Origin of the sequence: Hasllibacter halocynthiae (assembly GCF_003003095.1) — a bacterium.
GTDB classification, from domain to species: Bacteria; Pseudomonadota; Alphaproteobacteria; order Rhodobacterales; family Rhodobacteraceae; genus Hasllibacter; species Hasllibacter halocynthiae.
The window spans coordinates 542,320-563,518 of sequence record NZ_PVTT01000002.1 but is presented as its reverse complement, the minus strand read 5'-3'; the positions used below and the strand labels follow the sequence as shown (position 1 = coordinate 563,518).

The following is a 21,199-nucleotide window of genomic DNA, read 5'->3' as shown; positions in this document are numbered from 1 at the left end:
CCCACCGCCCCCGGAGGGTCATTCCGGGTCGGCCCTCGGCGCATCCAGCGAGGCGATGTAGGCGTCGGCCTCGTCCCGGCTCATGGCGGGGGCGGCCTTTTGGGCGGCGCCCGGGGGCATGTCCCCGAAGTAGAAGCGATACCCCGGGATCGGCTGGCGGCGCCTGCGGATCGGCATCCCCTCGTAGGGGAAGACGTCCGAACGCTCGTTGGCAACCTTGTCGTGGCAGGCGAGCACGTAGTCGGCGCGCTTGTCGATCTCCTCCACCGACTTCCATCCCTGATAGCTGTCGACGAAGCGCGCGGGCACCCAGTGACGCCAGCCCTCGTCGGGGTTCGGCTCGAGGTTGCGCTCCTGGAAGATGGCGTCGCCGGCGATCACGATGTCGCCCATGGCAGTGGCCACCGTCACGGCCATGTGGCCGACGCTGTGGCCAGGGGTGTGGAACATGGTGATGCCCGGCAGGACCTCGCACTCGTCCTCGACGGCCTCGAAGGCGCAGCCGGCATAGGCGGGCTCGATGCCCAGGACGCCGCTCTCGTAGGTGCGGTAGTAGAGGGGCAGGGGGTTGTAGGCCATCTCGATCTCGGCCTTGGGGGCGATGTAGCGGGCGTTCGGGAAGCGCTTCATGTTCTGCACGTGGTCCCAGTGCAGGTGGGTGAAGACGATGGCGTCGATCTCGCCCGGGTCGACGCCGAGCTTCTGCTGGAGGTGCTCGTGGACCTCGAGGCAGCCGCGCTTGTCGCACTTGTGGTGGTAGCGGGTCGCCCGCTCCTCGTCGCAGAGGCCGGTGTCGATCAGGATCTTGTGCTCGCCCGTGTCGACGTAGTGGCAGAACACCGGGTTCCAGATCTTCTGCCCCGCCGGGCCCTTCCAGAAGATGTAGGTGCCGAGGTCGGCCTCGAGCCAGCCGGTGTTGATCGGGTAGATCCTGGTTTCCTGGACGCCCATCGGCCCCTCCTGTCGGTGTCCGCCATTCTTGTGCACAAGGGCGCCTGTCTGTCCACCGCGATCAGGAGAGGGAGAGCGCGCGAATGTAGGATTCGGCCATGTGCGCCCGCATGTCGCCTTCGGCACGCTCCGCGTCGCCGCCCCGGATCACCGAGAGGAGGGCGTCGTGGCCGGCCGTGGAGGCCAGCAGATCGTCCTTGGTGACGAACCTGCGCGCCCGGAACGGCCCGGTGCGGCGCCGGAAGTCGCTGGCGAGGTCCGCCATGTAAGGGTTCTGCGTGGCCGCGTAGATCGCCTGGTGGAACGCCTCGTTCGCAGGAAGGTAGCGGGAGACGTCTCCCGCCTCGGCCGCGGCGCGGCATTCGGCCTGCGCGGCTTCCAGCGCGCCGCGGGAGAGGAGCGTCAGGCGCTGCGCGGCCAGCTTGGCGCAGACGGCCTCGAGCTCCTGCATGGTCTCGAACATGTGAGCGAGCTGCTCGCGCGTGTAGCTGGCCACCCGAACCCCGCGCCTCGGCTCGGACACGAGGATGCCTTGGGCGGCGAGGCTCGCCAAGGCCTCGCGGACGGGCGTGCGCGAGGTGCCGAACCGCTCCGCGACCCGGGTCTCGTCCAGCCGCTCGCCCGGGGCGAGGAGGCCCGCGGCGATGTCCTCGGTCAGCGTCGCGGCGATCCTGGCCCCGGTGCCGCCGCGCGCTACATGCGTGCCATCGTCCTCGTCCATCCGAGCCCCTCCAGCCGGCGCCGTCCCGGCTGCAAACCTGCGCACTGCATAATCCGCCTTGATATTGCATACAAGAAGGGCAAGTGTTGCCGCGGCCAAGGGGTGAGGGACATGCCGGTCATCGAGCTGGAGAACCTGCGCAAGGACTATGGCGGGGCGACCGTCATGGAAGGGCTCGACCTGACGATGGAGGACGGCGAGTTCACCGTCCTCGTCGGCCCCTCGGGCTGCGGCAAGTCGACCACGCTGCGGATGATCGCGGGGCTGGAGGACGTGACGGACGGCCGCATCCTGATCGGCGGGCGCGACGTCACCGACCTCGACCCCAAGGAGCGGGACTTGGCGATGGTCTTCCAAGACTACGCGCTCTACCCGCACATGAACGTGGCGCGGAACATGTCCTTCGCGCTGCGCCTCCAGCGGATGGACAAGGCCGAGATCGACCGCCGCGTGCGCGACGTGGCCGAGGTGCTGGGGCTGACCGACTATCTCGGCCGCAAGCCCGCCGCCCTGTCGGGGGGGCAGCGCCAGCGCGTCGCGATGGGGCGCGCCCTGGTGCGCGACGCCTCGACCTTCCTCTTCGACGAGCCCTTGTCGAACCTCGACGCCAAGCTTCGCGGGCAGATGCGCGCCGAGCTGGCCGAGACGCGCCAGAGGGTCGAGAAGAACATGATCTACGTCACCCACGACCAGGTCGAGGCGATGACCCTTGGCGACCGGATCGTGGTCATGCGCGCGGGCCGGATCATGCAGGTCGGCACCCCCGAGGAGCTGTTCCGCAGGCCGCGCAACCTCTTCGTGGCGGGTTTCATCGGTAGTCCGCCGATGAACTTCCTGCCCGGCCGCATCGAGGAGGGGCGCGTGGTCGGCGAGGGGTTCGCCCTGCCTCTCGGCCCCGGGCGGGCGGGCGGCGCCGCGCCGTCCGGCGCCGTGACCGTGGGCCTGCGCCCCAGCGCCTTCCGGCGTGCGGCGGACGGCGACATCCCCTTCCGCGTCGAGATCAGCGAGTATCTCGGCGCCACTTCCGTCCTCGTGGGGCGCCTGGGCACGGCCCGGGTGCAGGTCGAGGTCGATACGCCCGCCCCCGTCCGGGTGGGCGAGACGCTGCAGCTCGGCGTCGATCCGGATCAGCTCCACCTGTTCGATCCGCAAACCGAGGCCGCACTGTGATGCGGCCCGCTTCCAAGGGAGGAAGAACCATGATACTCGGAAGAAAGGCGTCCGGCGCCGCCGCGCTGGCCCTCGTGGCCGGCGGGGCGCTCGCCCAGCCCTACGAGGACTACGCCGGCCAGACGGTCGTCGCCATGTTCCCGGCGCACCCGCACTACGACGCCGTGATGGAGGTCCTGCCGACCTTCACCGAGCAGACGGGAATCGAGGTCGAGGTCGACCAGATGCAGTACCTCGCCATGCGCGAGCGCCAGACGCTGGAGCTGACCCGCCCCGAGGGCGACTACGACCTGATCGGCTACGTCGTCTTCTCGAAGGCCGACTACGTCTATGCCGACCAGATCGAGCCCCTGGCGCGGTTCTTCATGGACCCGGTCCTGGCCGATCCGGGCTACGACAGCGCCGACCTGATCCCCGGCTACATGGAGAACCTCGGCTTCGCGGGGGGCGACCGGGGCTATCTGGCCGGTCGCACCGGCGGGCAGTTCGGCATCCCCTTCGGCGCCGAGACCAGCGTGCTGGCCTACCGCACCGACATTTTCGAGGAGCACGGGCTGGAGCCGCCCGAGACCTACGAGGAGATGCTCGACCTCGCGTGCCGCATCGAGGAGCTGGAGCCCGGGATGACCGGCATCGCCTCGCGCGGGCAGTCCGGTCACCAGACCAGCCACGCGTTCCTTCTGCACCTCAACCCCTACGGGGGCGGCATCTTCGACGACGACTGGAACGTGATCGTCAACGACGAGGCCGGGGTCCAAGCCGCCGAGGCGCTGAAGACCATCCTCGACTGCGGGCCCGCGGGCGGCACGAGCTTCGGCTACGCCGAGGCCAAGAACGCCTTCCTGACGGGCGAGGCGGCGATGATCCTCGACTCGACCGCGATCGGCGGCGAGGTGAACGACCCCGAAGTCTCCCAGGTCGTGGGCAATGTCGGCTTCGTGCCCCATCCCTGCGCGGTCGAGTGCGCGTCCCAGACGGGGGGCTTCGGCCTCGCGATCCCGCGGAACGCCCGGAACCCCGAGGCCGCGTTCCTGCTGATGCAGTGGCTGACCTCGAAGGAAGGGGACAAGCTGATCGCGCTGGCCGGGGGCAACCCGTCGCGGATCAGCACCCACCAGGACGCCGAGGTGCTGGCCGAGTATCCGCACCTCGCCATCTTCGGCGAGGCGCTCGAGAACGCCGATCCCGACTGGCGCCCGATCATCCCGCCCTGGGGCGAGATCAACAGCGAGCTCGGGACCACGCTGAACATGGCGATGACCGGCGAGATGGAGATCCAGGAGGCGCTCGACATCGTGGCCGAGCGCACGGAGGAGATCATGCGCGAGGCCGGGTACTACACCTGGCAGGACGCCGCGGCCGAGTGATCCGCCCCCGCGCCGGCCCGCCATGCGCGGCGGGCCGGCGCACACCCTGCCGAAGGACCCCCTCATGGCCACCGCCCGCCGCCGCGCGAACCGCCTGACGCCCTACCTCTTCGTGGCGCCCGCGCTTCTCGTGCTGGCGGTGGGGCTGCTCTATCCGATCGGCTACATGGTCTGGGCGAGCTTCCTTGACTGGTCCCCGTCCCAGCGCATCGGCGAGGCCGAGTTCGTGGGGATGCGGAACTACGTCGGGCTGCTCGGCGACGCGAGCTTCCAGGAATCGGTGCGCGTGACCCTGGTCTTCGCCGCCGCCGTCGTCTCGATCGAGATGGTGCTGGGCGTGGGCCTCGCGCTGCTGCTCGACCGGCAGATCCGGGGCATGTCGCTGCTGCGGACGGTGTTCATCCTGCCGATGATGATCGCGCCCATCGTGGTGGGCCTGATCTGGCGCTACATGTACCACCCCTCGGTCGGCGTCTTCAACCGGACCCTCGAGTCCTGGGGGCTCGAGCCGATCCCCTGGCTCTCCTCGCCTGACTGGGCGCTGGCCTCCGTCATCATCGCCGACGTCTGGCAGTGGACGCCCTTCGTCTTCATCCTGTCGCTCGCCGCGCTGCAGTCGCTGCCCCGCTCGGCCCTCGAGGCGGCGCGCGTGGACGGCGCGTCCGAATGGCAGCAGGTCTGGCACATCAAGCTGCCGCTCATGCTGCCCGTGCTGATCGTCACCGCGCTTCTGCGGCTCATCGACGCGTTCAAGGTCCTGGAGGTGATCCTCGTGATGACGAACGGGGGGCCCGGCCTCTCGACCGAGATCGTGTCCCTGCGCATCCAGCGCACCGTGGCCGAGTTCCGGCAGCTCGGCACCGGGGCGGCGATGTCCATCTACCTCCTGCTCATCGTCCTCGTGCTGACGGTGGCGATGTTCCTCTTCGGGAAGTGGCGCGAGGGGCGGGACGCGCGCGTCCGGGCGCGCGCCGCGGAAGCAGAGGCGGCATGACCGACCAGGCGACCGGCCCGGGCCGCGCGCGCCCCGCCGCGCCCCCTGCCGCGCCCCCTGCCGGCGTTCCCGTCAGGGCCGAGGACGCCCCCGTCGCCCCCCCCCGCCGCCGGCGCCGCGAGGCGGGGCCGGTCTTCTACGTGATCATCGCCCTTCTCGTGATGATGGCGCTGGGGCCGATCCTGCTGATGGTCACGACCTCGCTGAAGCTGCAGGTCGACATCGTGTCGAGCGCGCCCGGCCTTCTCTTCGCGCCGACGCTGCAGAACTACGAGACCGTCCTCTGCGACGTCCTATGGTACGAGCCCGAGCACGTGCGCTTCTGCGATCCGACCTTCAGCCGTGCGCTGGGCAACAGCCTGATCGTGGCGACCGTCAGCACCGTCCTGACGCTGCTGATCGGCACGATGGCCGCCTACGCCATCGTCCGCTTCCGCTTCATGGGGCGCGACGCGGTCAGCCTCGGCACGCTCCTGATGCGGATGGTCCCGCCCGCGGTCCTCCTCGTGCCGATCTTCGGGATCTGGACCTTCCAGTACGGGCTGAACGACACTTATGCCGGGATCGTCCTCGTCTACGTGGCGATGAACCTGCCCTTCGTGATCTGGATCCTGCAGTCGTTCATCAGCCAGGTCCCCATGCCCCTGGAGGAGGCCGCGCGCATGGACGGCGCGAACCCCTGGCAGGTCTTCCTCCTCGTGGTGCTGCCCCTCATCAAGCCGGGGCTGGCGGCAGCGGCGATCTTCACCTTCCGCATCGCCTGGAACGAGTTCATCCTCGCCAACGTGCTGCTGGGCCGGAACACGCGCACGGTGCCGGTCACGATCGTGAACAGCCTGACCGAGCACAACATCGACTGGGGCGTCATCATGGCGACCGGGATGCTCCTGGCGGTCCCGCCGGTGATCTTCACGCTGCTGGCCAGCCGCCAGATCATCACCGGGATGACCGCCGGCGCCGTGAAGGGCTGAAGGATGTCGGTCCTGCTGCTCGCGACCTACGACACGAAGGCCGAGGAGGCCGCTTACCTAATGGGCGCGCTCATGGCCCTCGGCGTGGCGGCCGAGCGGTGCGACATCTCGCTCCATTCGGAGGGCGAGCACTGGGAGGCCGCGCGCAAGCTCTCGGGGATGGAGGCGGCGGCGGCGCGCGCCCTCGACCACGTGGCCTTCGCCCCCCAGCAGGGGCGGCGCATGGTCGTGGCCATCGGCGGCGGCACCGGCGGGCAGATCGCGCTGCGGGTGATGCGCGCGCTGCCGATCGAGATGCCGAAGGTCATGGTCAGCACGCTGCCCTTCGACCCGCGCTACGAGCTGGCGGACAACGCCATCGTCCTCGTGCCGACCATGGCCGATCTGACTGGGCTGAACGCGACCGTGCGCCAGGCGCTCGACCGGGCGGCGGCGATCGTCGGCGGGCTCTACCATGCGACCCTGCCCACGGGGCGGGTGGCGGTCGCGCCGTCCACGGGCATCACCGCGCTGGGGGTCACGGGGCCCGGGGTGGACGCGCTGTCGCGGCGCCTGAAGCGCGAGGGCCGCGAGGCGACCGTCTTCCACGCCAACGGCTTCGGCGGCGCGGCCTTCGCCCGGTGGTGCGCGGCCGGCGCGTTCGACTCGGTGGTCGACTACACCCCGCACGAGCTGACGCGTCTCTACGTCGCGGGCGTCCACACCGACATGCCCACGCGCTTCACCGCCTATCGCGACCTGCCCCGCGTCGTCCTGCCGGGGGGCGCCAACTTCATCGGCATGGGCGAGCCGCACCTGATGCCGGACGCCTACCGGCTGCGGCCGCACTATCGCCACTCGCCCCTCTTCACGCACGTGCAATGCACCCCCGAGGAGGCCGCGCGCTGCGCCGCCATCCTCGGCGCGGCCCTCTCCGAGGGGAGGGGGCCGGCGCGGGTGCTCCTGCCCATGCGCGGCTTCTCGGCCGAGGACCGCGAGGGCTGCGCCATCCCCTCGCCCGCGCTGCGCGAGGCCTTCGCCGCCGCGCTGGAGGGGGCGCTGCCGGACCACGTTCCCGTCCGCCGCATGGACGCGCACATCAACGACCCCGCCGCCGCCGAGGCCGCCGCCGCCGCGCTGGCCGAGGTCCGCGCCGAAGCCACCGCGAAGGAGCACGCATGACCCTCGACCCCAACGACGTGGAGGCGAAGAAGGACGCCCTCATCGCCGCCGCCCGCCGCTGCTTCGAGACGGGGCTGCAGACCAACGCGGGCGGCAACCTCTCCGTGCGCCTCTCGGCGGCGGAGGCGGTCGTGATCAAGCCGTCGGGCGTGGGCTTCGCCGAAGTCGCCCGCGACAACCTGCAGGTTGCCTGGCTCGACGGGCGGATCGAGCCGTCGGCGTTGAAGCCGTCCAAGGATCTCGACTTCCATCTGGCCATCTACCGCGCGCGGGACGACGTGAACGCCGTCGTGCACTGCCACAGCCCCTGGGCGACGGGCTGGGCCTGCGCGGGGCTCGAGATCCCCTGCTGCACGGTGCAGACCATTGAGAAGATCGGGCGGATGCCGCTGATCCCGCTGTCGCCCAATGGCGGTCCGCAGACGGAGGCCGAGATCGGCCCGGTCTTCGCCGACCCCTCCGTCCGCGCGGCCGTCCTAGCCAATCATGGCACGATCGGCGTCGGGCCGACGCTGACCAAGGCGCTGCACCTCGCCGAGATCATCGAGGAGACGGCGCAGGTCGCCTTCGTGCGCGACGGCCTCATGGCCGCGCGGGGGATGGCGGGGGCCGACCTGCCGCGCTTCGGGACCGCGGCGGACGCGCGCGCCGCAGGATAGCGAAACCCCGCGCGGCGGGGCGCGTTGGGGCCTCGCCGCCACCGAGGGAAGGAAGCGCGCCCCTGTGTCCCACCGAAGCCCCGCCGTCAGCGCCGTGCCGGCCGCGCTCTTCGCGGTCGCCGCGCTGTGCGCCGTGCCGTTCGACACGGTCCTCGCGGGGGTGCTGATCGGCGTCTCGGGATGCGCGATCCTGCTGCCGGCCTTCGAGGCCCTCTCGGGCCTGCGCTTCCCGTTCCGGCTGCATGCGCAGATCGCGATCTTCGTGGCGGCCGCGCTCCTCCTCGGCGAGTGGTCGGGCATCTACGAGGCGGTCCCGGCCTGGGACCTCGCGCTGCACCTCGTCAGCGCCGCCGTGCTGTCGGTCGCGGGCCTCGGCCTCGCGCTGACGCTGACGGGCGGGACCTGGCCCGCGCGGCGCCTCTGGGTGGCGGGGGTGCTGGCCTTCGGCTTCTCGCAGATGGTCGGCGCGCTTTGGGAGGTGCTGGAGTTCGGCCTGGACATCGGGTTCGGGCTGAACACGCAGCGCAGCGGCCTGCCGGACACGATGACGGACGTGATCGCGAACGCCCTGGGCGGCGTCTGGGGGGCGGTGGCCGGCACGCTCGCCCTCGCGGGGCGCGTGGCGGTCGTTCCGGCCGGCCTCATGTTGGACACGATGGCGGCCAACCCGGTGCTCTGGCCGCGCTGGCGCGGCCCGTCAGGCGCGCAGGGCGAGGTCCGCCGCCCGCTCGCCGGAGAGGACGGCGCCTTCGAGGGTGGCCGGTAGCCCCGTCGCCGCGTGGTCCCCCGCTAGGAAGAGGTTCGCCCGGTCCGTCCGGGGGCCCGTCCGCCGCGCCGCGCCGGTGGGCGACTGGTCGAAGGTCGCGGCCCGCTCGCGCAGGAAGCGGGCGGCGGGCATCGCGTCAGGGGCCGTGCCGCCATGCGCGCGGATCGCGCGGGCGACGTCGGACCAGAGGCGGGCCAGCGCCTCCTCCCGCCCGAGCCCGTCGAGGGGGGACCGCTCGGCCGCCGAGACCGTGACCGACACCACGTCCCCCCGTGCGAAGAGCCAGTGCGCGGTGCCCCCGAGCAGCGCGAGGAGCGGCGGCAGGCCGTGTGCGGGCACGAGGAAGTGCCCGTTGGCGATGGTCCGGCCCGGCCCGGGCACCGGGATGCCGGGAAGTAGGCTCGCCGCATGCTGGGACGGCACGGCCAGGACCGCCACGTCCCCAGGCCGGAGGGGGATCGGTCCATCGCGCGTCTCGAGCGTTTCGGCGCGGCCCCCGCCGTGGATGGCGGTGACGGGCGTTCGCAGGCGCGTCCCGACCCCCCGCCCCGCCAGGAGGGCCAGCGCCGGGTCGATCAGCGCGGGGCCGAGCCCGCCAGGGGCGAAGACGGGGCGCGCGGCGCGCTCGCCCTTGGCGAAGGAGCGGACCATCGCCGCGCGCAGGAGGCCGGCATCCCCCTCCTCGGGGTCCTCGTTCAGGACGGCGCGGGTCATCGGATCCCAGAAGGCGCGCCAGGCGGGCCCGCCGGCGCCGACCGCCGCCGCGACGGTGCGCCCCCGCCGCGCGAGGAGGAGGCGGCCGACCTCGCGCAGCAGCGCCGCCCTGCCGACGCCCGGCGGGCGCGCGGCCGCCGCCAGCGATCCCAGCGGCCCCCGTCCCGGCCGCACGGTCCAGCGCCGGCCGTCCGCGAGGTCGAGGAAGGGAAAGGCGGCCTCGCCCTCCCGCAGGGCATCCGCGCCGCCGATCCGCCGGGCCCAGCCGAGGACGGCCCGGTTCGCGGAGAGGATCAGGTGGTTGCCGTTGTCGATAAGCTGGCCCAGCCGCTCGTCCCGGTAGGAGCGGCAGCGCCCGCCCGCCTTGGGGGACGCCTCCAGGATGGTGACGTCCCGCCCGGCCGCCGACAGGCGTTCGGCCGCGACGAGGCCGGCCAGCCCCGCGCCGATCACGAACGCGCGGCTCATCTAAGGCGGGTCGCCGTCGCCACCCCGTCCGCAACCTTGCCCCATCGGGAGCGGGGGGGAGGAGGTGCGGCCCAGTCCGCCTCCCAGCGGCGGAGGAGCCGCTCGTAGGGGCCCATCATCATCAGGGCGGGCAGGAGCGGCACGCGGCGATGCGCCGGGATCTCGGCGGCGGCGGCCTTGAACCCGGCCCGGGCTTCGGCGCCGAGCGCCGCGCGCGCGGCCGGTAGGCGCGGATCGCCGGGGACGCCGGCGGGGTCGTGCGGCAGCCCGGCGGCGTCGAGGACGTGGCGGGGAAGGTATAGGCGGCCCCTGCGCGCGTCCTCCTCCACGTCGCGCAGGATGTTCGTCAGCTGCAGCCCCCGCGCGAGGTTCAGGGCGAACCGTTCGGAAGGGGGCCCGCTCCAGGCGCCGAAGCAGCGCATCGAGAGGATGCCGGCCGCCCCCGCGACGCGGCGGACATAGGCATCGAGGCGCTGGGCCGATGGGGCAACGATGGCGTCCGCGTCCATCCGCATCCCCTCGAGGATCAGCTCGAACTCCCTCCGAGGGAGGGCGTGCCGTTCGGCCGAGCGGGCGATCTCGGCGCCGATGGCGGTGCGGGGGCTGCCGGCGAAGGTCCTGGCGATCTCGTCGTCCCAATCGTCGAGGAGGCGCGCGCGCGTCCCGGGATCGGCGCAGCCGGGGGCGTCGCCGTCGGCGATGTCGTCCACCACGCGACAGAGCGCGTAGACCGAATGGATCGCGCGGCGGCGCATGGCGGGCAGGATCCGCATGCCCGCCGCGAAGGAGGAGCCGGCGGAGGCGACGACGCGCCGCACCTCGGCGATGTCGCGGGCGATGTCGGTGGCGGGCGCGAAGCTCATGCCCAGGCCCCGAGGCCCGCGGCGCCCGCGCGAAGGAAGTCGACGCGCGAGAGGGCGACGCGGCCCGCGAGCGGATCGCCCACGCGCAGCCGGGCGGAGAGGCGGCGGGCAAGGCGAAGCGTCGCGGTGGACTGGGCGCGCAGGCCCCGCGCCCGGATGCGGGCTGGCAGCGGCGCGGCCTCCTCGAGAAGGTCGTCGGCGGCATCGAGGGTCCGCAGTACGACGCGGCGCAGCGCGGGCGTCAGCGCGGGGGCCAGGAGGTCCGCGTCGCGCGCGCCCTCGGCCTCCATCCAGTTGCCGGGCAGGTAGCGCCGGCCGAGCCGGCGCCGGTCGGCGCCCATGTCCTGGAGATGGTTTAGCACCTGGAGCGCGGTGCAGAGCGCATCCGAGGGCGCCCTTGCGCCCTCCCCCTCCTCGTGGATCGCGAGGAGGAAGCGCCCGACGCTCGCTGCGGAGAAGCGGCAGTAGCCGGCGAGATCGGCCCAGTCCGCGCAGAGGATCCCTTCCGCGTCGCGCCGGAACGCCGGCAGGAGGTCCAGCGCCGCCGCGGCCGCCCCCGCCGCGCCCGGGGTGCCCGCAAGGGCCGCGCGCAGCTCGGCGCCGGCGTTCGCCGGCTGGCCGGCGCGCAGCCCCTCCTCCAGGCGCGCGAGGGCCGCGAGGCGTTCGGAAGGGGCGCTTGCGGGGTCGTCCGCGGCGTCGTCGGCAGTGCGCGCGAAGCGGTAGAAGGCCATCACCCGCGCGCGCGTCGCCCGCGGCAGGAGGCGCGAGGCGACGGGAAAGTTCTCGGCCCGGGCGGCACGCACGAGGGGGTCGGGCCCGCGGCGCGCGGCCGGCCCGATCCCCCCTTCCTCGGGTGCGTCCGCAAGCGTCATCTACCCGTGCCCCGCTTCCCGTGACTCTCCGTGCCCGCCACCTAGGTGGCCCCACCGGGAGAGAAAGGTGTGCCTATGCCTTGGGACAGTATGACCGGCCTCGTGGTCGGAACGCTAGCCTTCGCCGCGCCGGCCCTCGCGGCCGACGTGACGGTGGAGGTGACGGACCTGCGCTCGGGCTTGGGGGTCGTCCGCGTCGCCGTCTGCCCGGAGAGCAGCTTCACGCGCCCCGACTGCCCCTACACCGCCACCGCGCCCGCCGGAGAGGTCGTCGTGGTCAGGGACGTGCCGGCGGGCGTCTACGCGGTGCAGGCCTTCCACGACGAGAACAACGATGGCAATCTGAACCGCCGGGGCTTCCGCCCCTCCGAGGGGCTGGGCTTCTCGCGGGACGCACCCCTGCGGATGGGCCCGCCGCGCTTCTCGGACGCGGCCGTCCAGATCAACGGAAGCGGGCGGCTCACGCTCAGCATGAGGTACTATTGATGAACGCCATGACCGGCGCGAGCGGGCAACAGGAAACGAGGGACGTCGTGGTGATCGGCGCCGGCCCCGGGGGGCTGGCCTCCGCGATGCTGATGCGCGCGGCGGGCGCGCGCGTCACCCTGCTCGAGCGCGAGGACCGCGTGGGCGGGCGCACCGCCTCGTTCACGCAGGACGGGTTCACCTTCGACTACGGCCCGACCTTCTACCTCTATCCCGAGGTGCTGCAGGAAGTGTTTCAGGCCTGCGGGCGCGACCTCTTCGAGGAGGTCGAGCTGAAGCGGCTCGACCCGATGTACCGGCTGCAGTTCGACGACGGGAACACCTTCGACGCCACCCCGGACGTCGAGCGGCTGAAGGCCGAGGCCGCGAAGATCGACCCCGACGACGCCCGCAACGTGCCTGCCTACCTGCAGGAGCAGATCGACAAGTTCGCCGCCTTCAAGCCGATCCTCCAGCGCCCCTTCCTCGGGCCCCGGGATCTGGCGCGCATGGACATGGTGAAGGCGTTCCCGCTGTTCCGGCCCTGGCTGACGGTGGACCAGGACCTGCGGCGCTTCTTCAAGCACCCCGATCTGCGCCTCGCCTTCTCGTTCCAGTCGAAGTACCTCGGGATGAGCCCGTTCAAGTGCCCGTCCCTCTTCACCATCGTCGCGCATGTCGAGTACGGGTTCGGCGTGTTCCACCCGATCGGTGGCTGCAACGCGATCCCCCGCGCGATGGCGCGCGTGGCCAGCGAGATGGGCGTCGACATTCGCCTGAGCGCCCCCGCCGAGGAGATCGAGTTCGAGGGCCGCAAGGCCAGGGCCGTCCGCGTGAACGGAGAGGTGCTGAAGGCCGATGCCGTGATCGTGAACGGCGACTTCGCCTCGACCATCCCGAAGCTGATCCCGAACGCGAAGCGGCGGCGGTGGACGGATGCGAAGGTGGACTCCAAGAAGTACTCCTGCTCGACCTTCATGCTCTATCTCGGGATCGAGGGGCGGCTCGACGACGTGAGCCACCACACGATCCACCTGTCGGACGACTACTTGAAGAACATCCAGGAGATCGACGAGGGCCGCGCGCCGGAGGATCCGACGATCTACGTCCAGAACGCCTCCGTCACCGACCCGACGCTGGCGCCGGAGGGGCACTCCACGCTCTACGTCCTCGTGCCGACGGGCAACCTGTCCGGTCCCGAGGACTGGGAGGCGCTGGGCCCGGTCTACCGCGAGAAGATCCTCGACCGGCTCTCCAAGCTGACCGGCCACGACATCCGCCCGCGCATCAGGACCGAGCGGATGATCACCCCCGCCGACTGGCAGACGCAGATGGGCATCTTCCGAGGCGCGACCTTCAACCTCGCGCACAACCTGGGCCAGATGCTGCACTGGCGGCCCCGCAACCGGTTCGAGGACGTGGACGGCGTCTACCTGACGGGGGGCGGCACGCATCCCGGCTCGGGCCTGCCGACCATCTTCGAGAGCGCGCGCATCGCCTCGCGCCTCGCGGCTGAGGACCTGGGGCTGGACGCGGACGCCCTGCCCGATCAACTTCCAACCCAACCGAAGTTCAAGGAGGCCGCGGAATGAGCACGGTCGGCATCATCGGCGGCGGCCTCGGCGGCCTCGCCGCCGCGGCGACGCTCGCGGCGCGGGGGCACAAGGTCACGCTGCTGGAGAAGAACGAGTGGCTGGGCGGCAAGGCGGCCGAGCTGGAGGAGGGGGGCTTCCGCTTCGACATGGGCCCCACGATCCTGACCATGCCCCGCGTGCTGGAGCGCGTGTTCGCCGAAGCCGGGCGGGACATGACGGACTATCTGGACCTGCGCCGCCTCGATCCGCAGTGGCGCTGCTTCTACGACGACGGCACGGTCCTCGACCTGCGGGACGATCCCGCCGAGGCCGCGCGCGAGATCGGCAGGCTCTCCCCCGCGGACGAGGCGGGCTTCCAGCGGTTCATGGAGGTGGCGGACCGCCTCTCGGACGTGTCGGACCGGTTCTTCTTCTGGCGCTCGGTCGAGGACATCCGCGACACGATGAACCTGAAGCAGAACATGAACCTCGCCACCTTGTCCGACGTGATGGCGCTGCGGATGCACCGCACGGTGGCGGGGCAGATCAAGAAGGACGTGCGCGACCCCCGTGTCCAGCAGATGCTGGAGCATTTCATCCAATACGTGGGCTCGTCGCCCCTGGCCTCTCCGGCGGTGCTGTGCGGGATCGCGCAGATGCAGCAGGGCGAGGGGGTTTGGTACCCGATCGGCGGCACCCGCGCCGTGCCGACGGCGCTGACCCGGCTGGGCGAGGAGTTGGGCGTCGACTACCGGACGGGCGTCGACGTGACTGGGATCGACGTCGAGGACGGCCGGGCCGTCGGGGTCGTCGCGGACGGCGAGCGTATGCGCTTCGACAAGGTCGTCTCGAACATGGATTCGGTGCGCACCTATCGCGAACTGGTCGGCGGCGACGCCTGGCGCGACTTCGGCTACCGCAAGCGCGAGGCGGCCTGCTCGGGCATCGTGCTCTATCTCGGGCTCGACCGAGCCTACGACCATCTCGCCCATCACAACTTCGTCTTCTCGCGCGACCCCGAGGAGGAGTTCGCGGCCATCTACGACCAAGGCGTGCCGGCGCCCGACCCGACCGCCTACATCGCCGCCCCTGCCCGGACCGAGCCTGGCGTCGCGCCCGAGGGGGGCGAGGCGCTCTACGTCCTCGTCCACACGCCGCATCTGAGGGACGGTCACGACTGGGAGGCGATGCTGCCCGGCGAGCGGGCGAAGATCATGTCCAAGCTCGCCCGCGCCGCCGGGATGGAGGATCTGGAGGAGCGGATCGTCGTCGAGCGCGCGCTGACCCCGCAGAGCATCCACGACCGCTACAAGGTGCTGGACGGGGCGATCTACGGCCTCGTCAGCCATGGAAAGGTGAACGGAGCCTTCAAGCCGGGCAACCGCTCGCGGCAGGTGCGGGACCTCTACCTCGCTGGCGGGTCCGCCCATCCGGGGCCGGGGATGCCGATGGCGCTGATGTCGGGCTGGATCGCGGCCGACAGCCTCGACAGGGACGCGGCGGCCAATGCTCCGGCCGTCGCGGCCGAGTAGGCCTCCCCCCCGTGCCCCGCGCCGGGCCGCCCGCAGACGATCCGGTCGCCCTGCGCTCGCCCCGTATGTGCCGGTTCTTCGCGGGCGTCATGCGCCGGCAGATGGCGCGGAGCTTCCGCGCCGTCCGCCTCCTGCGGCCCGGCCTGCCCGCGCTGCCCGAGGGTGCGCCGACCGTCGTCTACTCCAACCACCCTTCATGGTGGGACCCGGCCTTCCACATCGTCCTGACGACGACGTTCCTTCCCCGGCACACCACCTTCGGCCCGATCGACGCCGAGGCGCTGGAGCGGTACGGCTTCATGAAGCGGATCGGCCTCTTCGGCGTGGAGCCCGGCAGCCGCGCGGGCGCGGCGCGCTTCCTCGAGGTGGGGCGGCACGTTCTCGCCGATCCGGCGCGCACGCTCTGGATGACGGCGCAAGGCACCTTCGCCGATCCCCGCGCGGCGGTCCCGATCCGGGCGGGGCTGGCGCATCTGATGGCCCGGGTGCCCGGCACCGTGGCGGTGCCGCTGGCCTTGGAGTACCCGTTCTGGGGCGAGAAGCGCCCCGAGGCGCTTGCCGCCTTCGGCGCGCCCGTCGCCGCCCCGCCATCCAAAGACGTCCCCCGCGCCGTGCGGACACGGAACCTGCAGGCGGCCCTGCAACGCGGCCTCGACGAGACGATGGAGCGCCTCTCGGCCGCGGCCCGCGAACGCGACCCCGCGGCGTTCGAGCCGGTCCTCGGTGGACGGCGCGGCGTGGGCGGTGTCTACGGGGCCTGGAAGCGCGTGACCGCCCGCGCCGCTGGGCGCGCCCACGATCCGGACCATATCATGGACCACACCACATAGGGGCACCATGATCCTCGCGTTGAACATCCTCGCCTCGCTCGGCCTCGCCCTCGGCGGGCTCTATGCCGTCGTGACGCTCATGAACCTGGCGATCTTCGGCGTGCCCCGGCGTGCGCCCGAAGGAACCCCGCGGCCCGTCTCGGTCCTGATCCCCGCGCGGGACGAGGCGGGCAACATCGGCGCCGCGCTCGAGGCGGTGCTGGCGCAGGAGGGGGCGCAGATCGAGGTCGTGGTCTGCGACGACGGCTCGACCGACGGGACGGACCGCATCGTGGGCGAGTTCGCGGCGCGCGACGGGCGCGTCCGTCTGATCCACGGGGCGCCGTTGCCCATGGGCTGGAACGGCAAGCAGCACGCCTGCCACCAGCTCGCGCTCGCGGCGAGGCATCCCCGGCTCCTCTTCCTCGACGCGGACGTGCGTCTCGCGCCCGGCGCGGTGGCGCGCATGTCCGGCTACATGGACGCGCGCGGCCTCGACCTCGTCTCGGGCTTTCCGCGCCAGATCACCCGGACCCTGGGCGAGGTCGTGACGATCCCCCAGATCCTCGTCCTCCTCCTCGGCTACCTGCCCTTCCCGATGGCCCGCATGCTGCCTGGGGAAGGGTTCGCGGCAGGGTGCGGGCAGCTCATGCTGGTCGAGGCCGAGGCCTACCGCGCCGCCGGCGGCCACGAGGCGTTCCGGGACCGGATGCACGACGGCCTGAACCTGCCGCGCAACGTGCGGGCGGCGGGGGGGCGCACGGACATCCTGGACGCGACGCCGCTGGCGCGGGTGCGGATGTACGACAACTGGGCCGACATCTGGTCGGGGTTCACGAAGAACGCGACCGAAGGGATGGCCAAGCCCGTCGCGCTGCCGATCTGGACGGTCCTGCTAGCCGGCGGGCACATCCTGCCGCCCGTGGTCGCGTTGGTCGCCTGGGGGGCGGGGGCCGACTACGCCGCCAAGGTGGCGCTGCTTACGACGGCGATGGTCCTCCTCGCCCGGGCGCTGCTGGCGTGGAAGGTGCGGCAGCGTCCGCTCGCGGTCCTCCTCCATCCGGTCGGCGTGGCGGTGACGCTGGCGATCCAGTGGTCGGCCCTCCTCGGGGCGCGGAAGGGGGCGCAGGCGCAGTGGCGCGGCCGCCTCTACGACATGAACTGATGGCCGACGGAGCGCCCATCCCCCACCCGGTTCGCGAGGCGCACGACCGCCTCGCGCGGGCCTTCGACCTCGGCGCCGTTCCTTCCGTCCGCGAGCGGATCGCCCGTCTGGACGCCCTCATGGACGTGCTTCGCGCCCGCACGGACGAGATCGCCCGGACCGTCGCCTCGGACTTCCAAGGTCACCGCGCGGAGGTCGAGACGCTGACCTCCGAGGTCGGCTTCACCCTCGACGCGATCCGGCACCTCAAGCGCGTCCTGCCGCGATGGGCGCGCACGCGCCGCCGCCGCGTGGTGCGGCCCGTCCCCGGCCGGACGGAGATCTGGCGCGAGCCGAAGGGCGTGGTGGCCGTCCTCTCGCCCTGGAACTATCCCCTGCAGCTCGCGCTCGTGCCGCTGGCGACGGCCGTGGCGGCGGGGAACCGGGTGATCCTGAAGCCGTCCGAGCGGAGCCCTGCGACCTCCGAGCTTCTCGCGGATATGCTGGGGGAGGTCTTCCCCCCGGACGAGGTCGCCGTCGTGACCGGGGGGCCGGACGTCGCGGCGGCGGTCTGCGACCTGCCGCTGGGGCACATCTTCTTCACCGGCTCGACGGAGATCGGGCGCAAGGTCGCCGCCGCGGCCGCGCGCCACCTGACGCCCGTGACGCTGGAGCTGGGCGGCAAGTCCCCCGCCATCGCCATGCCGGGCGCCGATCCCGTGCGGGAGGCCGCCCCGATCGCCTGGGGCAAGTGGTTCAGCGCCGGCCAGACCTGCGTGGCGCCGGACTTCCTTCTGGTGCCCGAGGGTACCGCGCCCGCCTGGGCGGACGCGCTCCTCGGGCAGGCCGGCCGGTTCCTCGGCGGGGCGGGCGACTACACCGCCATGATCGACGCCCGCGCCGGGGACCGCATCCGCTCGATGCTGGACGAGGCGCGGGGCGCGGGCGCCGATGTCCGCGCCCTCGACGCCGAGGCGCCCCATGTCGCCCCCGCGGTCGTGCTGCGCCCGCCCGAGGGCATCGCATTGATGCGCGAGGAGATCTTCGGCCCGGTCCTGCCGATCCTCGAGTACGGCTCCGAGGAGGATATCCTCAGGCGCCAGCGGGACGAGGCGCCGCTCGCGGCCTATGCGTTCGGGCCGGACCGGGGGGCGTCCGCCGCGCTCCTGCGGCGCATCCGTTCGGGCGGGGCGGCGACGGGGCTGCCGGTGATCCACCTCGCGGCGCACGATCTGCCCTTCGGGGGGATCGGCACTTCCGGCATGGGCGCCTATCACGGCACGAGCGGGCTGGAGGCGTTCACCCACGAGCGCAGCGTGATGCACGTGGCGCGGGGCCCGTGGATGCGGATGCTCGCCCCGCCGCACCCGCCCTTCATGCAGCGGATCATCCGCCGGATGGCGCGCTGAGCAATCCCTTCAGCTCGTAGACGAGGTCCAGCGCCTCCCTCGGGGTGAGGGCGTCGGGATTGACCGCGTCCAGCCGCTCCTCGGCGGGTCCGGCCCTCTTCGCGGGCGGCGGCGGCGGGGGAGCGTTCGAGAAGAGGGGCAGGTCGTCGATAAGGGCGGCGGGCCTCGCCCCCCGCTCGCCGTTCTCGAGAGTCTCGAGGATGCGGCGGGCGCGATCCACCACGGAGGCGGGCAGCCCCGCCAGCCGGGCGACCTGCACCCCGTAGGAGCGGTCGGCCGCCCCCTCGCGGACCTCGTGGAGGAAGACGACCTCGCCCTCCCATTCGCGCACCGCGACGGTGGCGTTGCGGGCCCCATCCAGCTTGGCCGCGAGCGCCGTCATCTCGTGGTAGTGGGTGGCGAAGATCGCGCGGCAGCGATTCACGCCCTCGAGATGCTCGAGCACCGCCCAGGCGATGGAGAGGCCGTCCCAAGTGGCCGTGCCGCGCCCGATCTCGTCGAGGATCACCAGGGCCCGGGGGCCGGCCTGGTTCAGGATCGCGGCCGTCTCGACCATCTCGACCATGAAGGTCGAGCGGCCCGCCGCGAGGTCGTCCGAAGCGCCCACGCGGGAGTGGAGGGAATCGACCGTGCCGATATGCGCCGCGGCGGCGGGAACGTAGCTGCCAGTCTGCGCCAGGAGGCAGATCAGCGCGTTCTGGCGCAGGAAGGTCGACTTGCCGGCCATGTTCGGGCCGGTCAGCAGGATAACGCGGGGGCCGCCGAGGTCGCAGTCGTTGGCGACGAAGGGGGTTCCGCCGCGGCGGAGGGCACGCTCGACCACGGGGTGGCGGCCGCCCTCAATCGCGAAGGCCGCCGAGTCGTCCACCAAGGGGCGGGTCCAGCCCCCCTCGACCGCGAGGGTCGCGAAGGCCGCCGCCAGGTCGATCTCGGCCAGCGCGGCGGCGGTGGCGTGCAGCGCCGGGGCCCGGTCCAGCACCAGCGCGCGAAGCTGCTCGAAGATGCGCAGCTCGATGGCTTGGGCGCGGCCGGCGGCGTTCAGGATCCTCGTCTCTAGCTCGGACAGCTCGGGCGTGGTGAAGCGCACGGCCGAGGCGGTCGTCTGGCGGTGGATGAAGTCGTCCCGCGCGAGCATCGCCTCCGCATGGGTCGCGGTCGTCTCGACGAAGTAGCCGAGGACGTTGTTGTGCTTGACCTTCAGCGAGGCGATGCCCGTGCGCTCGGCGTAGTCCTTCTGCATCCCCGCGATCACGGAACGGCCGTCGTGCTGGAGAGCGCGCGCCTCGTCCAGCTCGGCGTCCGCGCCCTCGACCACGAGGCCGCCATCGCGCGCGAGGAGCGGCGGCTCGGCCACGAGGGCGGATCGAAGGGTGTTCAAGACGGCGTTGTGGTCGTGAAGGTCCGCCAAGGCGTCCCGGAGGAGGTCCGGAAGGTCCATCGGGGCCACGCCCTCGAGGATCAGGGCCGACTCCAGCCCCCCCCGGATCGCCGCGAGGTCGCGCGGCCCGCCGCGGTTCAGCGCCAGCCGCGACAGGGCGCGGTCGAGGTCGGGCGCGGCGCGCAGCGCGTCGCGGAACCGCTCGCGAGTGGCGGCGTCGCCAGCCAGCGCCTCGACCGCGTCTGCCCGGGCGCGGATCACCGCGACCTCCGTCGAGGGCGCCGAGAGGCGGCGGGCGAGGAGGCGCGCGCCCGACGCCGTCGCGGTGCGGTCCACCGCCTCCAGCAGCGATCCCGCGCGGCCGCCGCCCTGCGCCTCGGCGATCTCCAGCGAACGGCGGGTGGGGGCGTCGATCGACATGGCGCCCGAGCTCCGCTCCAGCCGAGGCGGGCGCAGGAGGGGGAGCGCGCCGCGCTGCGTGATCTCCAGCCAGTCGGCCAGGGCCCCCATCGCGCCGATCTGGGCGCGGGTGAAGCTGCCGAAGCCCCCGAGATCCCTCGCCCCGAAGAGCCTGGCGGTGCGCGCCTCGCCTTCGGTCGAGTCGAAGCTCGACGGCGCAAGGGGGGTGAGGGTGGCGCCCGCGGTCTCGACCGTCTCGGCCATGGCCGCCTCGAAATCGGTGGAGACGAGGACCTCGACCGGCGCGAGGCGGGCGAGAAGGGGCGGCAGGTCCCGCGCCTCCGCCACGGTGAACGCGCCGGTGGAGATGTCGACCCAAGCCAGCGCGCCCTCGTCCCGGACCCGGTGGAAGGCCGCGAGGAGGTTCTCGGCCCGCGCGTCGAGCAGCGCGTCCTCCGTCAGCGTGCCGGGGGTGACGAGGCGCACGATCTCGCGGTTCACGACGGCCTTGGAGCCGCGTTTCCTCGCCTCGGCGGGGTCCTCGGTCTGCTCGCAGACGGCGACGCGGTGGCCTGCGCGGATCAGCCGCTGAAGGTAGCCTTCGGCGGAATGGACCGGCACGCCGCACATGGGGATGTCGCGCCCCTCGTGCTGGCCGCGCTTCGTGAGCGCGATGTCGAGCGCCTGCGCGGCGACCTCCGCGTCCTCGAAGAAGAGCTCGTAGAAATCGCCCATGCGATAGAAGAGGAGGGCCGACCCGGCTTCCTCCCTGATCCGCAGGTACTGCGCCATCATCGGCGTCGGTGCCATGT

19 protein-coding genes are annotated in these 21,199 nt (G+C 72.5%); 13 read left to right on the top strand and 6 right to left on the bottom strand.

Translation table 11 applies throughout. From position 1 onward, the window contains the following. Nucleotides 1-18: 18 nt before the first annotated feature. Together BCF33_RS09630 and BCF33_RS09625 are read right to left on the bottom strand one after the other, a co-directional pair. On the bottom strand, nucleotides 19-951 hold the full coding sequence (locus BCF33_RS09630) for an N-acyl homoserine lactonase family protein (protein ID WP_106160726.1): 933 nt from the start codon (nucleotides 949-951) through the stop codon (nucleotides 19-21). A gap of 61 nt (nucleotides 952-1,012) precedes the next feature. After that, entirely contained in the window at nucleotides 1,013-1,672 is a 660-nt protein-coding gene (locus BCF33_RS09625) for a GntR family transcriptional regulator (RefSeq protein ID WP_106160725.1), read from the bottom strand. A gap of 111 nt (nucleotides 1,673-1,783) precedes the next feature. Here BCF33_RS09625 and BCF33_RS09620 point away from each other — a divergent pair, with 111 nt between their 5' ends. The 7 genes from BCF33_RS09620 (at nucleotide 1,784) to BCF33_RS09590 (ending at nucleotide 8,760) form a co-directional block, all read left to right on the top strand. Then, nucleotides 1,784-2,842 carry an ABC transporter ATP-binding protein gene (locus BCF33_RS09620; protein WP_106160724.1) on the top strand — a complete coding sequence of 353 codons (1,059 nt, stop codon included), beginning with the start codon at nucleotides 1,784-1,786 and terminating at the stop codon, nucleotides 2,840-2,842. Nucleotides 2,843-2,871: 29 nt separating this feature from the next. Continuing rightward, the gene (locus BCF33_RS09615; protein WP_106160723.1) at nucleotides 2,872-4,209 is read left to right on the top strand and encodes an extracellular solute-binding protein; all 1,338 of its coding nucleotides are present in this window, start codon (nucleotides 2,872-2,874) and stop codon (nucleotides 4,207-4,209) included. A 64-nt stretch (nucleotides 4,210-4,273) separates the two neighbouring features. Beyond that, a complete protein-coding gene (locus BCF33_RS09610; RefSeq protein ID WP_106160722.1) occupies nucleotides 4,274-5,203 on the top strand; it encodes a carbohydrate ABC transporter permease in 930 nt (309 codons plus the stop codon). Between the two features lie 161 nt (nucleotides 5,204-5,364). Next, nucleotides 5,365-6,174: a carbohydrate ABC transporter permease gene (locus BCF33_RS09605; RefSeq protein WP_425432778.1), complete on the top strand. Its 810-nt coding sequence runs from the start codon at nucleotides 5,365-5,367 to the stop codon at nucleotides 6,172-6,174. Between the two features lie 3 nt (nucleotides 6,175-6,177). Continuing rightward, nucleotides 6,178-7,335 (top strand): Tm-1-like ATP-binding domain-containing protein, encoded by a 1,158-nt coding sequence (locus BCF33_RS09600; RefSeq protein ID WP_106160720.1) that lies wholly within the window; start codon nucleotides 6,178-6,180, stop codon nucleotides 7,333-7,335. Beyond that, on the top strand, nucleotides 7,332-7,994 hold the full coding sequence (locus tag BCF33_RS09595; protein ID WP_106160719.1) for a class II aldolase/adducin family protein: 663 nt from the start codon (nucleotides 7,332-7,334) through the stop codon (nucleotides 7,992-7,994). The genes BCF33_RS09600 and BCF33_RS09595 overlap by 4 nt, the downstream gene beginning before the upstream one ends. Nucleotides 7,995-8,058: 64 nt before the next feature. After that, the gene (locus tag BCF33_RS09590; RefSeq protein ID WP_106160718.1) at nucleotides 8,059-8,760 is read left to right on the top strand and encodes a DUF2238 domain-containing protein; all 702 of its coding nucleotides are present in this window, start codon (nucleotides 8,059-8,061) and stop codon (nucleotides 8,758-8,760) included. Here BCF33_RS09590 and hpnE read toward each other — a convergent pair. The 3 genes from hpnE to BCF33_RS09575 are packed head-to-tail and all read right to left on the bottom strand — an operon-like array spanning nucleotide 8,692 to nucleotide 11,677. Further along, a complete protein-coding gene (hpnE, locus tag BCF33_RS09585) occupies nucleotides 8,692-9,942 on the bottom strand; it encodes a hydroxysqualene dehydroxylase HpnE (protein ID WP_106160717.1) in 1,251 nt (416 codons plus the stop codon). The two genes, BCF33_RS09590 and hpnE, sit on opposite strands and share 69 nt — an antisense overlap. Continuing rightward, a complete protein-coding gene (locus tag BCF33_RS09580) occupies nucleotides 9,939-10,805 on the bottom strand; it encodes a squalene/phytoene synthase family protein (RefSeq protein WP_106160716.1) in 867 nt (288 codons plus the stop codon). The genes hpnE and BCF33_RS09580 overlap by 4 nt, the downstream gene beginning before the upstream one ends. Further along, a complete protein-coding gene (locus BCF33_RS09575) occupies nucleotides 10,802-11,677 on the bottom strand; it encodes a squalene/phytoene synthase family protein (RefSeq protein WP_106160715.1) in 876 nt (291 codons plus the stop codon). The genes BCF33_RS09580 and BCF33_RS09575 overlap by 4 nt, the downstream gene beginning before the upstream one ends. 75 nt (nucleotides 11,678-11,752) lie before the next feature. Between BCF33_RS09575 and BCF33_RS09570 the strand changes: the two genes are divergently transcribed. The 6 genes from BCF33_RS09570 (at nucleotide 11,753) to BCF33_RS09545 (ending at nucleotide 18,610) form a co-directional block, all read left to right on the top strand. After that, nucleotides 11,753-12,163, top strand: a complete 411-nt coding sequence (locus tag BCF33_RS09570; RefSeq protein ID WP_106160714.1) for a DUF2141 domain-containing protein — start codon at nucleotides 11,753-11,755, stop codon at nucleotides 12,161-12,163. After that, nucleotides 12,163-13,734: a phytoene desaturase family protein gene (locus BCF33_RS09565; RefSeq protein ID WP_245883801.1), complete on the top strand. Its 1,572-nt coding sequence runs from the start codon at nucleotides 12,163-12,165 to the stop codon at nucleotides 13,732-13,734. Before BCF33_RS09570 ends, BCF33_RS09565 begins: the two co-directional genes overlap by 1 nt. Further along, nucleotides 13,731-15,248, top strand: coding sequence for a phytoene desaturase family protein (locus BCF33_RS09560; RefSeq protein WP_106160713.1), 1,518 nt, complete (start codon nucleotides 13,731-13,733; stop codon nucleotides 15,246-15,248). The genes BCF33_RS09565 and BCF33_RS09560 overlap by 4 nt, the downstream gene beginning before the upstream one ends. 101 nt (nucleotides 15,249-15,349) lie before the next feature. Then, nucleotides 15,350-16,078, top strand: coding sequence for a lysophospholipid acyltransferase family protein (locus BCF33_RS09555; protein WP_245883800.1), 729 nt, complete (start codon nucleotides 15,350-15,352; stop codon nucleotides 16,076-16,078). A 7-nt stretch (nucleotides 16,079-16,085) separates the two neighbouring features. Next, the gene (locus BCF33_RS09550) at nucleotides 16,086-17,222 is read left to right on the top strand and encodes a glycosyltransferase family 2 protein (RefSeq protein ID WP_211292374.1); all 1,137 of its coding nucleotides are present in this window, start codon (nucleotides 16,086-16,088) and stop codon (nucleotides 17,220-17,222) included. Continuing rightward, nucleotides 17,222-18,610 (top strand): aldehyde dehydrogenase family protein, encoded by a 1,389-nt coding sequence (locus tag BCF33_RS09545; protein WP_106160711.1) that lies wholly within the window; start codon nucleotides 17,222-17,224, stop codon nucleotides 18,608-18,610. The genes BCF33_RS09550 and BCF33_RS09545 overlap by 1 nt, the downstream gene beginning before the upstream one ends. Here the strand turns inward: BCF33_RS09545 and mutS are convergent. Then, nucleotides 18,588-21,197 carry a DNA mismatch repair protein MutS gene (gene mutS, locus BCF33_RS09540; protein WP_106160710.1) on the bottom strand — a complete coding sequence of 870 codons (2,610 nt, stop codon included), beginning with the start codon at nucleotides 21,195-21,197 and terminating at the stop codon, nucleotides 18,588-18,590. The two genes, BCF33_RS09545 and mutS, sit on opposite strands and share 23 nt — an antisense overlap. Nucleotides 21,198-21,199: the final 2 nt, after the last annotated feature.

What these genes read in the sequence shown, in the direction of transcription:
- BCF33_RS09630 (WP_106160726.1), bottom strand. Translation starts at nt 951, where the DNA reads ATGGGCGTCCAGGAAACCAGGATCTACCCGATCAACACCGGCTGGCTC.
- BCF33_RS09625 (WP_106160725.1), bottom strand. Translation starts at nt 1,672, where the DNA reads ATGGACGAGGACGATGGCACGCATGTAGCGCGCGGCGGCACCGGGGCC.
- BCF33_RS09620 (WP_106160724.1), top strand. Translation starts at nt 1,784, where the DNA reads ATGCCGGTCATCGAGCTGGAGAACCTGCGCAAGGACTATGGCGGGGCG.
- BCF33_RS09615 (WP_106160723.1), top strand. Translation starts at nt 2,872, where the DNA reads ATGATACTCGGAAGAAAGGCGTCCGGCGCCGCCGCGCTGGCCCTCGTG.
- BCF33_RS09610 (WP_106160722.1), top strand. Translation starts at nt 4,274, where the DNA reads ATGGCCACCGCCCGCCGCCGCGCGAACCGCCTGACGCCCTACCTCTTC.
- BCF33_RS09605 (WP_425432778.1), top strand. Translation starts at nt 5,365, where the DNA reads ATGATGGCGCTGGGGCCGATCCTGCTGATGGTCACGACCTCGCTGAAG.
- BCF33_RS09600 (WP_106160720.1), top strand. Translation starts at nt 6,178, where the DNA reads ATGTCGGTCCTGCTGCTCGCGACCTACGACACGAAGGCCGAGGAGGCC.
- BCF33_RS09595 (WP_106160719.1), top strand. Translation starts at nt 7,332, where the DNA reads ATGACCCTCGACCCCAACGACGTGGAGGCGAAGAAGGACGCCCTCATC.
- hpnE (WP_106160717.1), bottom strand. Translation starts at nt 9,942, where the DNA reads ATGAGCCGCGCGTTCGTGATCGGCGCGGGGCTGGCCGGCCTCGTCGCG.
- BCF33_RS09580 (WP_106160716.1), bottom strand. Translation starts at nt 10,805, where the DNA reads ATGAGCTTCGCGCCCGCCACCGACATCGCCCGCGACATCGCCGAGGTG.
- BCF33_RS09575 (WP_106160715.1), bottom strand. Translation starts at nt 11,677, where the DNA reads ATGACGCTTGCGGACGCACCCGAGGAAGGGGGGATCGGGCCGGCCGCG.
- BCF33_RS09570 (WP_106160714.1), top strand. Translation starts at nt 11,753, where the DNA reads ATGCCTTGGGACAGTATGACCGGCCTCGTGGTCGGAACGCTAGCCTTC.
- BCF33_RS09565 (WP_245883801.1), top strand. Translation starts at nt 12,163, where the DNA reads ATGAACGCCATGACCGGCGCGAGCGGGCAACAGGAAACGAGGGACGTC.
- BCF33_RS09560 (WP_106160713.1), top strand. Translation starts at nt 13,731, where the DNA reads ATGAGCACGGTCGGCATCATCGGCGGCGGCCTCGGCGGCCTCGCCGCC.
- BCF33_RS09555 (WP_245883800.1), top strand. Translation starts at nt 15,350, where the DNA reads ATGGCGCGGAGCTTCCGCGCCGTCCGCCTCCTGCGGCCCGGCCTGCCC.
- BCF33_RS09550 (WP_211292374.1), top strand. Translation starts at nt 16,086, where the DNA reads ATGATCCTCGCGTTGAACATCCTCGCCTCGCTCGGCCTCGCCCTCGGC.
- BCF33_RS09545 (WP_106160711.1), top strand. Translation starts at nt 17,222, where the DNA reads ATGGCCGACGGAGCGCCCATCCCCCACCCGGTTCGCGAGGCGCACGAC.
- mutS (WP_106160710.1), bottom strand. Translation starts at nt 21,197, where the DNA reads ATGGCACCGACGCCGATGATGGCGCAGTACCTGCGGATCAGGGAGGAA.